This is a genomic window from Terriglobus sp. YAF25, from assembly GCF_052113305.1.
Classification (GTDB): Bacteria; Acidobacteriota; Terriglobia; order Terriglobales; family Acidobacteriaceae; genus Terriglobus.
This window is the reverse complement of record NZ_JBFRCY010000013.1, coordinates 1-14,674: the sequence shown is the minus strand read 5'-3', so window position 1 is coordinate 14,674 and position 14,674 is coordinate 1. Positions and strand designations below refer to the sequence as shown.

The 14,674-nt window shown below is 58.1% G+C and carries 14 protein-coding genes; 9 read left to right on the top strand and 5 right to left on the bottom strand.

What is annotated here, in order from left to right; all coding sequences use genetic code 11:
- The 3 genes from AB4043_RS00975 to AB4043_RS00965 form a co-directional block, all read left to right on the top strand.
- On the top strand, positions 1-3,143 hold a 3,143-nt coding region (locus tag AB4043_RS00975; RefSeq protein WP_442306345.1), incomplete at its 5' end, for a polysaccharide deacetylase family protein.
- Between the two features lie 94 nt (positions 3,144-3,237).
- Positions 3,238-4,803: an L-glutamate gamma-semialdehyde dehydrogenase gene (pruA, locus tag AB4043_RS00970; RefSeq protein WP_442300685.1), complete on the top strand. Its 1,566-nt coding sequence runs from the start codon at positions 3,238-3,240 to the stop codon at positions 4,801-4,803.
- A gap of 285 nt (positions 4,804-5,088) precedes the next feature.
- On the top strand, positions 5,089-5,466 hold the full coding sequence (locus tag AB4043_RS00965) for a response regulator (protein ID WP_442300684.1): 378 nt from the start codon (positions 5,089-5,091) through the stop codon (positions 5,464-5,466).
- A gap of 6 nt (positions 5,467-5,472) precedes the next feature.
- Here AB4043_RS00965 and AB4043_RS00960 read toward each other — a convergent pair whose 3' ends face one another.
- Complete coding sequence (locus AB4043_RS00960; protein WP_442300683.1) at positions 5,473-6,048, bottom strand: LuxR C-terminal-related transcriptional regulator; 576 nt, start codon at positions 6,046-6,048, stop codon at positions 5,473-5,475.
- A 228-nt stretch (positions 6,049-6,276) separates the two neighbouring features.
- Between AB4043_RS00960 and AB4043_RS00955 the strand changes: the two genes are divergently transcribed.
- The 4 genes from AB4043_RS00955 (at position 6,277) to AB4043_RS00940 (ending at position 10,919) form a co-directional block, all read left to right on the top strand.
- Positions 6,277-7,929 (top strand): FAD-dependent oxidoreductase, encoded by a 1,653-nt coding sequence (locus AB4043_RS00955; RefSeq protein ID WP_442300682.1) that lies wholly within the window; start codon positions 6,277-6,279, stop codon positions 7,927-7,929.
- The gene (locus tag AB4043_RS00950) at positions 7,926-9,365 is read left to right on the top strand and encodes an ATP-binding protein (protein ID WP_442300681.1); all 1,440 of its coding nucleotides are present in this window, start codon (positions 7,926-7,928) and stop codon (positions 9,363-9,365) included. The genes AB4043_RS00955 and AB4043_RS00950 overlap by 4 nt, the downstream gene beginning before the upstream one ends.
- A 76-nt stretch (positions 9,366-9,441) precedes the next feature.
- Complete coding sequence (gene msrA, locus AB4043_RS00945; RefSeq protein ID WP_442300680.1) at positions 9,442-10,119, top strand: peptide-methionine (S)-S-oxide reductase MsrA; 678 nt, start codon at positions 9,442-9,444, stop codon at positions 10,117-10,119.
- A 128-nt stretch (positions 10,120-10,247) separates the two neighbouring features.
- Complete coding sequence (locus AB4043_RS00940; protein WP_442300679.1) at positions 10,248-10,919, top strand: YceI family protein; 672 nt, start codon at positions 10,248-10,250, stop codon at positions 10,917-10,919.
- An 82-nt stretch (positions 10,920-11,001) separates the two neighbouring features.
- Here the strand turns inward: AB4043_RS00940 and AB4043_RS00935 are convergent, their stop codons facing one another.
- From AB4043_RS00935 to tdh, 4 genes are read right to left on the bottom strand one after another with little or no spacing between them, the layout of a single operon-like run.
- Positions 11,002-11,292 (bottom strand): type II toxin-antitoxin system RelE/ParE family toxin, encoded by a 291-nt coding sequence (locus tag AB4043_RS00935; RefSeq protein ID WP_442300678.1) that lies wholly within the window; start codon positions 11,290-11,292, stop codon positions 11,002-11,004.
- Positions 11,292-11,579 (bottom strand): ribbon-helix-helix domain-containing protein, encoded by a 288-nt coding sequence (locus AB4043_RS00930; protein ID WP_442300677.1) that lies wholly within the window; start codon positions 11,577-11,579, stop codon positions 11,292-11,294. The genes AB4043_RS00935 and AB4043_RS00930 overlap by 1 nt, the downstream gene beginning before the upstream one ends.
- Before the next feature lie 52 nt (positions 11,580-11,631).
- Positions 11,632-12,837: a glycine C-acetyltransferase gene (locus tag AB4043_RS00925; protein WP_442300676.1), complete on the bottom strand. Its 1,206-nt coding sequence runs from the start codon at positions 12,835-12,837 to the stop codon at positions 11,632-11,634.
- Positions 12,838-12,840: 3 nt separating this feature from the next.
- Complete coding sequence (gene tdh / locus AB4043_RS00920) at positions 12,841-13,878, bottom strand: L-threonine 3-dehydrogenase (protein WP_442300675.1); 1,038 nt, start codon at positions 13,876-13,878, stop codon at positions 12,841-12,843.
- 314 nt (positions 13,879-14,192) lie between these two features.
- Here tdh and AB4043_RS00915 point away from each other — a divergent pair, with 314 nt between their 5' ends.
- On the top strand, positions 14,193-14,321 hold the full coding sequence (locus AB4043_RS00915; protein ID WP_442300674.1) for a hypothetical protein: 129 nt from the start codon (positions 14,193-14,195) through the stop codon (positions 14,319-14,321).
- Between the two features lie 88 nt (positions 14,322-14,409).
- Positions 14,410-14,674, top strand: a 265-nt coding sequence (locus AB4043_RS00910; RefSeq protein ID WP_442306344.1) for a putative sulfate exporter family transporter, incomplete at its 3' end; no start/stop codon positions are given.

Genomic DNA, 14,674 nt, shown 5'->3' with positions numbered 1-14,674 from the left:
CCATCAGTCCCGACGGTGCACTCACCGCCTACACCATCGATAACCGTCCGTTCTCTGTCGTTGATAAAGCGGGCGCGGTTCATGGCGTCGATCATGAAAACAAGGTCGTCCGCACCATCACCCAGGCACGGGAAGATACCGAAATCTTTCCCTTGCTGAACAACTACGACATCAAGCGCGGCAACTTCACGTCCGACATCGGGCAAATCCTTAACAACCCGGACGCCTCGGCAAATCTCGTCCAGCAGATTCACACCTTTCTTGCCGCCAATCCGCGTTACCGTGGCATCTCGCTCGACTTCGAAGAGATTCCCAGCGACGCCCAGCCCGGCTTCCGGGCTCTGATAGCCGCCCTCTACGCGGACTTCCATCCACACAACCTGCGGCTCTATATCAATGTGCCGGTCGGTGACGACGACTTCGACATGGCCTATCTGGCCGCGCACTCAGACGGTCTGCTGCTGATGAATTATGACGAGCACCAGACCGAGAGCAAGCCCGGTCCCATCGCTTCGCAGGAATGGTTTGTGCAGAACCTGCAGGACATCCTGAAGAAGGTCCCGAAAGAAAAGCTCATCTGCGCCCTCGGTTCCTATGGCTATGACTGGTCTACGACCATGCCGGAGCCCGTGGACAAGAGGCGCCCGCACCGCAAGCCACCGGTGCCGAAAGTCGTAAACACGATCAATCTGGCAACGCAGGAAGCCTGGCAGGAGGCGGTCGACTCAGAGGCAGAGGTCGTCCTGGATCCAGACACGCTGAACCCGCACTTCGCCTATGACGATGTCGATGCAAAGATTCGCCACGAGGTCTGGTTCCTCGATGCCGTCACGGTAGTCAATGAGATGCGGGCCGCTCGTGAGCTCGGCCTGCAGACGTATGCTCTCTGGCGCCTGGGAACTGAAGACCCATCGATGTGGAAGATCTGGGACCAGCCCGGTCGTTCTAATCCAGTCAAAGAGCTGGCCGACGTCCCCCCGGGCAACGGTATCGATACCGAGGGAGACGGCGATGTCCTCAAGGTCACCCGCCCTATGCAGAACGGTCTGCGTACGGTGAAGATGGACGATGACAACAAGTTCATCGCCGAAGAGACATTCCAGAAATACCCGCTCTCCTATACCGTCCAGCTATACGGCTATCACCCGAAGCGGGTCGCGATCACCTTTGACGACGGTCCCGATCCGGACTGGACTCCAAAGATCCTCGACATTCTTAAGAAGTACAAAGTACCTGCCACCTTCTTCCTGATCGGAGAGGAAGCACAGGAAAATGTCGGTCTGGTCAAACGCATCTACCGTGAAGGCCACGAGATCGGTAATCACACCTTCACGCACCCCGACATCAGTGAAATCTCGAAGAGCCAGCTCGACCTGGAGCTCACGCTCACCACCCGTCTCTTCGCCAGTAAAGTCGGCGTGCAGCCTCTCTACTTCCGTCCGCCTTACTCCATCGACCAGGAACCGGATACCAACGATCAGGCCGCTCCTGTGGAACACGTGCAGAAGCTCGGCTATGTGATCGTCGGCAACAAGATCGACACCAACGACTGGGACGAGCATCCGCGCAAGACGCCGGCCGAGATCACCGAAAGCGTCTGGGACCAGATCGACATGATGGAACAAAAGCCGTGGATGCGCGGCTCCATCATCCTGATGCATGATGGCGGCGGAAACCGCCAGCCCACTATCGATGCCCTTCCCGTTCTCATCAAGGCCCTGCGACAGCGCGGCTATGAGATTGTCCCTGTCTCCCAACTGCTGAGTAAGAGCCGTAACGAAGTGATGCCGCCCATCACCGGCTTCCGGCAGCGCTGGCAGGCTTTTGTCGATTCGGTGATGTTCTCGCTCTTCGGCTTCTTCAATCACTTTGTCGTCGCGGTCTTCTTTGCCGGCGACGTCCTGATGACCGCGCGGCTCATCATCATCGGCCTCTTTGCCCTGATTGATCGTCTCCGCAAACGCAGGTCGATGGCCGGCGAGGACTACATGCCGCGTGTCGCGGTTCTGATTCCGGCATATAACGAAGAGAAGGTCATCGCCCGCACTATCCGCTCGGTGATGATGTCGAACTACAAGAACCTCCGTATTGTGGTCATCGACGATGGTTCCAAAGACCGCACCTCCGCTGTCGTCCGCGAGACCTATCCGAAGGAGATCGAGAGTGGCCGCCTCACGCTGCTGACCAAGCCGAATGCCGGCAAGGCCGAGGCTCTCAATTACGCGCTGCAACAGATCGACGAAGAGATCTATATCGGTATCGACGCCGACGGCGTCATCGCTCACGATGCCATCTCACGCCTGGTGCCACACTTCGCCAATCCGAAGATCGGCGCCGTCGCCGGCAACGCCAAGGTCGGCAATCGCGTGAACCTCTGGACGCGCTGGCAGGCGCTTGAGTACATCACCAGCCAGAACTTCGAGCGCCGCGCGTTGGATCTGTTCGATGTTGTCATGGTGGTTCCCGGAGCCATCGGCGCATGGCGCACCCGTGCCGTACAGGACCTCGGCGGCTATCACGCCAACACTGTCGCCGAAGACGCCGATCTCACCATGAACCTGCTCGAACAGGGCTATTCGGTGATCTATGAAGACCAGGCGCTCGCGTTTACCGAGGCACCTGAGAATATGCGCGGCCTGATGCGGCAGCGATTCCGCTGGTCCTTCGGCATCCTGCAGGCTGTCTTCAAGCACATCGGAGCCGTCAGACACCATCGGGCCATGGGTCTTTTCGCCCTGCCCAACATCATCATCTTCCAGATCATCCTGCCGCTGCTCTCGCCGCTGATCGATCTGATGTTCATCGCCAGCATCGTGCACTATCTGCTGGACAAACACTTCCATCCGGAAGCAGCCTCCAATGCCAGCTTCCTGAAGCTACTGGCATTCTTCGTCACCTTCATGGTGGTGGACTTTGCCGCGTCAGCGCTCGCTTTCGCGCTTGAACGTAAGCATCCAGCGAGCAAAGGTGATGGATGGCTGCTGGCGCACATCTGGATTCAGCGCTTCAGCTACCGCCAGGTCTTCTCGGTCGTGTTACTGAAGACCATCAAGCGCGCGATCGACGGCAAACCCTTCAACTGGGACAAGCTGGAACGCACGGCACAGATGTCGGTCGAAACGGAACAGCTGACCAAGACGTAGTCCTGAGAGCYGAAGGCAACTATTCAACCATTCAATAAATCAACTATCGGGGCCATCTGGCCCCGCCTAACTTTAGCGATAAACTTAACCTGATATGCCGACCCTTGACCTGCCTCCGTTTGAGAACGAACCCTTTGTCAATTTCAACGACCCGGCCGCAGCGCAATCCATGCGCGAAGGCCTGGATACGGTCGCAGGGCTCCTCGGCAAAGAGTACGACCTCATCATTGGCGGCAGACGCGTCGCCGCCTCCGAAAAGATCGTCTCCGTCAATCCCGCGCGCACGGGGCAGGTTGTCGGCATTCATCAGCGCGCCACCGAAGAGCATGCCGAGCGGGCGATGCAGGCAGCGCAGACGGCCTTCCAGACCTGGTCCCGCCTTCCCATGGAAGATCGCGTCAAAGTTCTGGTTCGCACGGCTCAGCTTGTACGGGCACGTAAGTTCGAGTTCTGCGCCTGGCTGACCTACGAGGTCGGCAAAAACTGGGCCGAAGCAGATGCTGACGTGGGCGAGACCATTGACTTCCTCGAGTTCTACGCTCGCGAAGCTCTGAAGCTCGACCAGTCCACAACACCGATCCAGTATCCCGGTGAGCGCAACCGGCTCCGCTACATGCCTTTGGGTGTCGGCGCCGTGATTCCCCCGTGGAACTTTCCCCTCGCCATCATGGCGGGCATGACGGTTGCCGCCATCGTCTGCGGCAACACTGTCGTTCTTAAGCCATCTGCCGATGCGCCGACCATCGCCGCACGCTTCGTTGCCGTATTGGAAGAAGCGGGTCTGCCTGACGGAGTTGTAAACCTGCTGCAGGGCGAGGGCCCCGAAGTCGGCCGCGCTCTCGTCGACCATCCCCAGACCCGCTTCATCTCCTTCACCGGTTCGAAGGCGGTCGGTCTGGAGATTCATGAGCGCGCTGCCAAGACCCAGCCCGGACAGAAGTTTATCAAGCGCACCATCCTCGAGCTGGGTGGGAAAGACTCCATCATCGTCGAAGCGGACTGCGATCTCGATGCTGCGGTTGAAGGCGTGGTCGCCTCAGCCTTCGGATTCAATGGTCAGAAGTGCTCCGCCTGCTCGCGCGTCATCGTCAACAAGGCGATCTATGACACCTTCACCGACAAACTCCGCGACAAGGTCTCTGCCCTCAAGACGGGCGATCCCGTGGAGAACGTCTATACCGGTCCGGTGAGCAGCCAGCGCGCCTTCGACCGTGTGATGAGTTATCTGGCTCTAGGGAAAACGGAAGGCAAGCTGCTTCTGGGCGGTAACGCTATCCCTACCAAAGAAAACGGCTATTACATTGAGCCCACAATATTTACCGATGTTGCACCAACGGCTCGCATTGCTCAGGAAGAGATCTTCGGCCCGGTGCTCGCCGTAATCAAGTCGCAGGACTTCGACGATGCGCTCTCGATTGCCAACAACACCGAGTACGGTTTGACCGGAGCCCTTTATTCCAACTCCGCCGCCAAACTCGACCGTGCCCGCGTGGAGTTCCACGTCGGCAACTTGTACTTCAACCGCAAGTGCACCGGCGCTATGGTCGGAGCGCATCCCTTCGGCGGCTTCAATATGAGTGGTACGGACTCCAAGGCGGGCGGAGCAGACTATCTGCTACTCTTCACGCAGGCGAAGTCCATCGCTGAAAAAGTGCAGTAGAGCCTCTTCCCTGTAGATTGTGGTGTAGGGCTTCCGTATCTATGGGCGTTTTTCCGCAATGAAAACGCCGCTGCACACCCTGCCGGGCCACCCGGCAACTGGGAAAATGCTCTGGCGTGCATTGACACTCACCGCTGTCTAGAGCAATTCTCCTAATACGGTGGCTTTGGATAAATCTGCGAATGCCGTTTTCTTCGTAGGAAAACGGCGCAAACAGCCAAAACTCCGCCCTACACCTTTAGGAGAAATGCTCTAACGGAAAATTCCCGCGAGCGAGGAGGGACCGTGGCCCGCATTCTCTGCGTAGATGATGAGTCGGATGCTCTGCTTCTGAAATGCGCAATTCTGGATCGGGCCGGTCATACGGCGATCCCGGCTCCATCTGTTACCCAGGCGCTGGCACATCTGCGGACGACGCCCTGCGACGCCATTGTGATGGACTGGCAGCTTGGCACAGAAGACGGTCACCTTCTGCTGCAGCAGATCAAACAGCTCTCTGCAGCTCCCGTCATCGTCGTCTCCGGCTATGTCTCCCGGGCCTTTCAGTCTTCGGAACCGACAGCCGACATCTATCTCGAAAAGCCAGTCGATCCCTCGGAGCTGGTCACGATTCTGGAAACACTCCTCCGCCCGTCAGGGAACGCAGCCCCGCTTGCCAGCTAGGCGTGTTTAGGTGACGGCCACGCCCTCGACCACATGGTGGTGGATGGCGAACAGCGCCAGCTCCAGGCGATCCGAGACGCCGACTTTACCGTAAACACTGCGCAGGTAGTTTTTGACAACCTGCTCCTTGGTGCCTAACTGGTTGGCAATGTCCTTGTTGCGGCATCCCCGGACGATCAGCCCCACGACCTGCATCTCGCGCGGCGTAAGCTTCTCGCGGACGAGGTGACCCATATCATCCTTCGTTCCGGCGGACTGCCTCGTCTCCGGAAAAACCCGCTGCCCGCGGGTTACCCGGCGTACACACTCCACCAGCGCCTGTCCGTCCACATCCCGGTTGACCACGCCAAAGGCCTTGGCCCGTGTCTCCTGGGTCGGTTCTTCACTCTTTTCCAGGACCAGGATGAGTCGGCTACCCGACTCATGGACTGCGGCGAACAGTGCCGGAAGGTCGCTGCACATAGACCGGCCCACCAAAACGATCGATGCCCGGAACGTACGCACGGACTCCATCAGCCGTTGTTCATCGCCACACTGCGCCACGATGCGCGTCTCGTCATCGCGGACTAAAACCCTCGCCATTCCCGCGCGGAAAATTGCCTCGTTGTCTCCCAGAATCAGCCGGACCATCAGTCGATACCTCTCGATAACTCTCTCGTCACGGCTTATCGGCACGCTTGCCGCCCTCGCAAGCGGTGTCTGGAAACGGAACACATCTTGCGCTCGGCACATCTCGAGTTGCAACCTAAATTTTGCGTCCCGGCGGCTGTGGAACGAATCTAAAAGCCGTCGCGAAGCTAGACTCACGGTATGCCCAAACCAATCATCCTCGCAGTCGACGACGATACCAGCGTTCTGGAAGCGGTAGTCCAGGACCTTCGCCGCCATTACGGGCAGCAATACCGTATCCTCCGGGCCGCCAGTGGCAAAGCAGCGCTCGATACGGCTGAACAGCTCAAAGAACGCGGTGAACAGGTCGCACTCTTCCTCTCAGACCAGCGCATGCCCGGTATGACCGGTGTGGAACTGCTGGAAAATGTTATCCCCCTCTATCCAGAGGCGAAGCGAGCCCTTCTGACCGCCTATGCGGACACCGAAGCAGCCATTCGGGCGATCAACTCCGCCAAGATCCACTACTACCTGAACAAGCCCTGGGATCCGCCCGAGGAGAAGCTTTACCCGGTGCTGGATGATCTTCTGGAAGCCTGGCAGCAGGGTTACAAACCTGCCTTCGAGGGACTTCGGGTTATCGGCACCCGCTGGTCGCCCCAGGACCACGCAACCCGGGACTTTCTCGGCCGCAACCATGTGCAGTATCAGTGGCTTAACCTGGAACAGCACCCCGAAGCCACCAAGCTGCTGGAAGAGCACAAGCTCGATGCCAAAAACCTGCCGGTGGTCTGCTTCGGGAACGGAGACGTTCTGGTGCAGCCGTCGCAGCTCGAACTCGCCCAGAAGATTGGCCTCCGTACCCAGGCGGAACAACAGTTCTACGATCTGGTTGTCATCGGGGCAGGTCCCGCCGGCCTGGCCGCCGGCGTCTACGGAGCCTCCGAGGGCCTTCGCACCCTGATCGTGGAGCCTGAGGCACCTGGTGGACAGGCAGGCTCCTCCTCCCGCATCGAGAACTACCTTGGCTTCCCCCAGGGCCTCTCCGGCGAAGAGCTGGCCAAGCGCGCCACCTTACAGGCCAACCGTCTCGGAGCCGAGTTCCTCACCCAGCGTGCTACCTGCGTTCGCGGCGAAAACAACTACCACATCATCACGATGGCCGATGGCAATGAGGTCTCCTGCCATGTCTGCCTGGTCGCCACCGGCGTCTCCTACTGCAAGCTTGACGTCTCCGGAGCCGACCGCTTCACCGGTGCAGGCGTGTACTATGGCGCTTCCATGAGCGAGGCCATCTCCTGCGCCAATGAAGAGGTCTACATCGTAGGTGGAGCGAACTCTGCCGGCCAGGCCGCCATGCACTTCTCCAACTACGCCGCTTCCGTGCGGATGTTGGTCCGCGGCGTTGGTCTTGAGAAGTCGATGTCGAAATACCTGATCGATCAGATCGCCTCCCGTCCGAACATCACGGTCGAAACTCAGACTGAGATCGTCGGCTTCGATGGCGATACTCATCTTGAGTGCATTACCGTGAACACTCCGAAGGGCGAAGAGAAGCGCTCCACCTCTTCTGTCTTCATCTTCATCGGTGCCGCACCCAAGACCGATTGGCTGCCCTCCACCGTTTTGACTGACGCTCGCGGCTTCATCCTTGCAGGTCCGGACCTCCCTTCTGACCTGAGAGCAAAACTCAAGATCGATCGCGATCCATATCTGCTGGAGAGCAGTGTCCCCGGCATCTTTGTCGCCGGTGATGTCCGCCATGGCTCCGTCAAGCGCTGTGCCTCCGCCGTTGGCGAAGGCTCAATCGCCGTACAGTTCGTTCACCAATATCTCGCAAACCTTTCCAGATGATGATTGACCTAACCCAGACCGTGTCGCTCACACCCGCCGAAGTTACTGAAAAACTTCGTGCGCTGCCTGTCTTCTCCAACCTCTCCGAAGAGGAGCTGACCTGTATCTCGTCAGCTCCTGTCGTGCATGTCCCTGCAGGGCAGATTCTTGCCCAACAGGGAGAGAAGCTGACCCTGTTTGGCATACTGCTGCAGGGGTCAGTCCGTGGTTATTACTACTACGGCACCAAGCAGGTACAGACGGTCTCCACTCTCGAGCCTGGGGCGGTCATGGGCGAGTACGCCCTCATCACCCAGCAGGCAATCCCTGTCACCGCAGAGGCATTAGAAGACTGCCTGATCCTCTCCTACTCCGTAGAAGAATTCTGGGGCCTGATGGCGCGCTGCCCTTCTATGCGCGCCTTTATCCTGGGCCAGTTGAATGAGCGGTTGCGCGGCGCACAGCACCGCTCCATTCAGGAAGAGAAGCTGGCTGCCCTCGGTACTCTGACTGCCGGTCTGATGCACGAGCTGAATAACCCGGGCGCAGCCGCCAGTCGCGCCGCCAGCCAGCTCCGAAGCAATCTTCGCCTGATGCATGAGCTGGGCAAGGCGTTCTCTAAAGAACACGACATGATGGAGTTCAACTGTGTGTGGTCGTTGCAGGAACGTGCCTTCTCCACAGAGCGGCCACAGTGCATGAGCTCCCTGGAAGAGGCCGACGCTGAAGAGGCGCTGGCCGAGTGGCTGGAAACCAATAACGTTTCCAACTCCTGGGGCCTGGCTCCCGTTTTGACCTCCATCGGCATCACTACCCACGATCTGGATTGCCTGAAGGCTGAAACACTCCAGGATGGTAAACATTCGGTCGAAAACATCATCGCCTGGCTCGCCTCCATGGTCAGCTCCATGCAACTGGTAGGCACCATCGAAGAAAGCATCACCCGCATCACCGGCCTCGTCAAAGCAGTAAAGACGTACACCTACGAAGGCAAGAGCGGACAATCCATAGACCTGAATGAGAGCGTGCATGCCACGCTCATTCTTTTGAAACATAAGATCTACGAGAAACAGCTCAGCATCAAAAAGAGCTTTGCCGGCGGCCTTCCTCCTCTCTCTGTCCACGCCGCGGGCCTGAACCAGATCTGGACCAACCTCCTCGACAACGCGATTGATGCAGCGCCCGCCCAGGGCGGCGAGATCAGCGTAAAGACCGGAACGAACGATGGCCGGATCTTCGTCACCATCGGAGACAACGGAGCCGGTATCGCACCCGAAGACCAGGGCAAGATCTTCGAAACCTTCTTCACGACCAAGCCCATGGGTGTCGGCACGGGACTCGGACTCGGCATCGCACAACGCATCGCCGAACAGGCGGGCGGCGCCATCAGCTTCACCTCGGAGCCCGGCAAAACGGAGTTTACCGTCAGCTTTCCCATCAAGCAGGAGTCGAAGTAGCTTTTCCTGAGATGTCCGAACAACGCCTGTAACCTGCCAGCGGGTCCGGAGTCCAATGCGAGGAGGGTTAACTGCCATGCGCAAACTTTCAGCAGTATTCGCGGGCATACTTGCCATGCTCACACTCCCAGGAGGAGCCGCGACGAAGCAGCCGGTTCCCGCTCCGGCTCACGATGCCGCCCTCGCTACGACCCATGGCCGCCAGACAGCCGTCTTTGCCGGTGGATGCTTCTGGGGCACACAGGCTGTCTTTCAGCGTCTGAAGGGTGTGCTGCACACCACGGCCGGATACTCCGGCGGCACCAAAGAGACGGCAAACTACGGCCAGGTTGTCACGGAGACCACCGATCACGCCGAGTCGGTTGAAGTCGTCTACGATCCTGCGCGCATCACCTACGGCACGCTGCTGCGCATCTTCTTCTCCGTAGCGCACGATCCCACACAGCTCAACCGCCAGGAGAACGACATCGGCTACTCTTACCGCTCGGCTATCTTTTACGCCAATGAAGAACAGCGCAAGCTGGCCACCGATTACATCACCCAGCTGGATGCGGCCCATGTCTTCCACGGGAAGATTGTCACCAAGCTCTCTCCTCTGCAGGCTTTTTACCCCGGAGAGGACTATCACCAGGACTATGCGCTCAAAAACCCGGGCAATTCCTACATCCAGGTGTGTGACCTTCCGAAGATCGCAGCTCTGAAGGCGCAGTTCCCGGAACTCTTCGTCGAATACAACGGCCACTATCAGCCGTAAAGAACAGTAATCAACAGTAAAGAACGCAGGAGAAACGGGCTGTAACCGTTTTTCCTGCGGCTTTTTTCGCACCCGTCCCGTCAAACCTCCACTACGCAATCACATCTGTTTTCCTTTGTGGAGGTTGTATGTCTCACAAGCCCACTCTGCTTCTGGCAGGTCTGCTGATTTTTGCCAGCGCCGCTGCCAATGCTCAGATGCCCGGTCCCGGCGGCCCCGGTGGACCGCAGCAGCCACCGCCGCCCCCGACTCCCGGCGCCAAACTGGACGTCATCTCCGATGGTTCGTCTGCCAGCTATCGTGTGACCGAACAGTTTGTCGGCGTGGCTTTTACCAATGAAGCCATCGGTACGACGAACCTGGTCTCTGGCACCCTGACCATCAAGGCCGATGGAACCGTCGATCCCGGCTCCAAGATCACCGTTGACCTGCGCGGCCTGAAGAGCGACCAGGACCAGCGCGACGGCTTTGTCCAGAACCGCACCCTGGAGACCGCAAAGTTCCCCACAGCGGAGTTCGTTCCCACCAAGGTGACTGGCCTGGATAAGCTGATTCCCTCCGCCGGACAGACAGGCATTGCCCTCACCGGCAACCTCACCATCCACGGCGTGACCAAAGAGGTCACCTTCCAGGGCATCGCCACTTTCAATCCGCGCGACAACATGGTCGCCGGCCGCGCCAAGACGATCCTGACCTTCGACCAGTTTGGCCTCAATCCGCCAAAGATCGGCCGCCTGGCCAGCGTCGAAAACAAGATTGACCTGGAACTTGCCTACCGCTTCAAGCGCAGCCTGCCGTAAGCGGCTTTCAAACGAAAAAGGCCCGGATAATTCCGGGCCTTTTCTATCTGACACAAGACATCTTTAGGAACATAGACGTCAATCACTGTTGATAAAGTGCAGGCAAATTACGGCCGCCAAAAACTACACGTTCGAACCTCACCGAGTCACCGTCAATCGAAAAGAGAATGACATACCGGCCAAATACAGCAAGCCGCGCTTCTTCCCCAATCTCAGGCCTTAACTGGTAGTGCGAAGGATTCTGTGAAATCCTCCGTATCTCTTCGCGCATCTCACGCACAAAAGTGACGGCACGGCGCGGATTGTCCTGAGCTATCCAATTTGCGATGTCTTCAAGGTCGTCCTTGAGAATCGGTGAGAGTGTGTAGCGCACTAGCGAGTGACGCCTCTTGCGTTCGCGATTGCCTGATACTTAGCCTCAAGCTCATCGAACACTTCATCCGGATCAAGACCTGGACTTTTGTCGGCACGCGCTTGTTGCCATAGCTGACGCAACTCAGTGACGCCGTTTTGCTGCAATTGGCGTTTATACGTCCAGTCGCGTAAGGCATCACGAATGACCTCGCTCGAAGAGGCATACTCCCCGCTATCAACAGCCTGACGGACCTGAGAAACCATCTCAGGAGGAAGAGCGATCGAAATCTTTTCAATAGAAGCCATCGTGCCCTCCGGTAGGAATTATTCCTACCGAAGCATAACACGTTTCCAGCACCTACAAAATCCCCATCCTCTTCGCCGACTCAGTCAGAATCTCCAGCGCCCGATCCAACTGAGCCTTCGTGTGCTCACTTGAAACAATCGTCCGTACACGCGCCTTTCCTTCCGGAACCGTCGGAAATGCAATCCCTGTCGCCAGCAACCCAGCTTCGAACAATGCCTTGCTGAACTCCATCGTCAGTTTTCCCTCACCGACGATGATCGGCGTAATCGGAGTCTCGCTGGCGGGCGTCGTCTTTCCGCCCACATCAAACCCAGCATTCGTTAGCTGCTGTTTGAAGTAGCGCGTGTTCTCCCACAGCCGGTCGATCCGCTCCGGCTCATTCTCCAGAAGATCGAAGGCCGCAATGCAGGTCGCCGCCACCGACGGTGGATGCGATGTCGAGAACAGAAACGGTCGCGCACGATGGTAGAGATACTCAATCAGGTCGCGCGATCCGCACACATACCCGCCCAAAGCACCAATCGCCTTCGACAGCGTGCCTACCTGCACATCCACACGTCCATGACAGTGGAAGTGATCGACCGAACCGCGCCCGTTGCGGCCCAGCACGCCGGATGCATGAGCATCGTCCACCATCATGATGGCGCCGTACTGCTCCGCCAGATCGGCGAGTTTGTCTACGGGACCGATATCACCATCCATCGAGAAGACACCGTCCGTGATGACTAACTTGCGGCCGGGTTCATTCTGTACTTCCTTCAGCAGCTCTTCGCAGTGAGCGGCATCCTTATGGCGAAAGACCTTGATCTTCGCCCGCGAGAGCCGCGCCCCATCGATGATGGAAGCGTGGTTCAGCTCATCAGAGAGAATGAAATCTTCCTTGCCGAGGATCGATGAGACCGTTCCCGCATTTGCGGCAAAGCCCGACTGGAAGACGACGCAGGCTTCCACGTTCTTAAAAGCCGCAATTTTTTCTTCGAGCTCAAGGTGGATTTTCATTGTGCCGGCGATCGTCCGCACCGCACCGGAGCCGACACCATACTGCTCAGTCGCCTTCAGTGCGGCTTCCTTCAGCTTTGGGTGATCACACAGGCCGAGGTAGTTGTTGGAGGCAAGGTTGATCACCTCGCGGCCGTCGTAGATGCTGACCGGCCCCTGTTCTCCATCGAGTACACGCAGCTTGAAATAGGTCCCGCGCTCCTTCAGCTCATTCAGGGCAGCGGTCAGATGTGCAAGTTGAGGACGTGTCTGGCTCATGCGTTATATCGTGCTCCAATCCAGGATGACCTTCCCTGAGCTTCCTTCCCGCATTGCGTCGAAGCCCTTTTCGAACTCGTTCCACTGGTAGCGATGCGTGATCACCTTGCTGATATCGAGACCCGACTGCAGCATCACCGTCATCTTGTACCAGGTCTCATACATCTCGCGGCCATAGATACCACGAATGGTGAGCTGATCGAAGATCACGTGGTTCCAGTCGATGGCAATCTCCGAGGGCGACGGGATACCCAGCATCGCAATCTTGCCACCGTGCGACATGGTCGCGATCATGTCTCGGAAAGCGTTCTGATTGCCGCTCATCTCCAGCCCTACATCGAAACCCTCATGCATATCGAGCTGCTGCATCACATCCGTGAGGCTCGTCTCCTTCGGATTCACCGCCAACGAGACACCCGCAGCTTTGCGTGCCAGCTCCAGCCGGACCGGATTCAGGTCTGTAATCACGACATGCCTCGCTCCGGCATGCTTCGCGACAGCAGCGGCCATAATGCCGATGGGACCTGCTCCCGTTACCAGCACATCCTCTCCCAGTACCGGGAAGGCTAGCGCCGTATGCACGGCATTGCCAAAGGGATCGAAGATCGCCGCAACATCTGTGGGGATATTGTCGGCATGCCGCCAGATATTGGTCATCGGCAGCACCACATATTCGGCAAAGGCTCCAGAGCGGTTCACACCGACACCCAGCGTATGAGCACAAAGGTGGCGTCGCCCCGCCAGGCAGTTGCGGCAGCGGCCGCAGACCACGTGTCCCTCACCGCTGACCCGGTCTCCCGGATGGAAGTCGGTGACATTAGAACCAACCTCAACGATCTGACCGACAAATTCGTGGCCAATGGTCATCGGCACCGGAATCGTCTTCTGGGCCCATTCATCCCATTGATAGATATGAAGATCTGTGCCGCAGATCCCTGTTGCCAGAACCTTGATCTTGACGTCGTTGATGCCGATCTCCGGCTCAGGAACATCTTCCAGCCACAGCCCTCTTTCGGCTCGGCTCTTGACGAGAGCTTTCATGCGCAACCCTGCAGCTTTCCGGGCGCCCTTTGGGGGGTCGGACGCCGCCCCCATTTTAGAGCCCGCCGCCCTTGACGTGAGGCCCGGGAACATCTAACCTCTCACTAATGGTTATGAACCGCATCGCCGCTTGTACCTGTTGCGTTTGTTGCAACAGCGTATGCTGCTGCGCGGTTTCTGACCTGGCCTAGCCAAAGCGTAAAAACGCTCCCAAGATTCAGAGACCCACGCATCAGCCAAAGCGCGATGCGTGGGTTTTCTCTTTCCGGCGCATCGCGAAACAACGAACCACCCCGGTAAGGAGTTTCGCAACGATGTCACCGAATCAAACCAAGGTCGCCGTCAAGCACAACACAGCCGTCATTGACATGCTGGCCATCGGTATTGCCCTGGCACTGGCCGTACTGGTCCGTCTCAACGTTGTTCCGCATATCAGCTTCTAGCACTTTGCAGTCTCGCTGAACCGTGTCTACTGTACTCGCATCCCCGGATACCTCCGCGCGGAGTTCCGCGTCTGTCTACAGGGGACTTTTGCGTCTGCTACCGGGCATCGCGCTGCTCTTCGGTATCGGGTTCCTCGGCAAACTGATCGAGCACGAATTTACCCACCTTCGCACCGAGTACCATCTGCGCCTGCCGCAGATCGAGTATGTGCTCTGGGCCATCATCCTCGGCCTCATCGTCTCCAACTCCATCGGCGTCAAACCCATCTTCCGTCCCGGTGTCGCTACCTATGAGCTCTGGCTGAAGCTCGGTATCGTTCTGGTCGGCGCACGCTTTGTCTTCTCCGATGTCT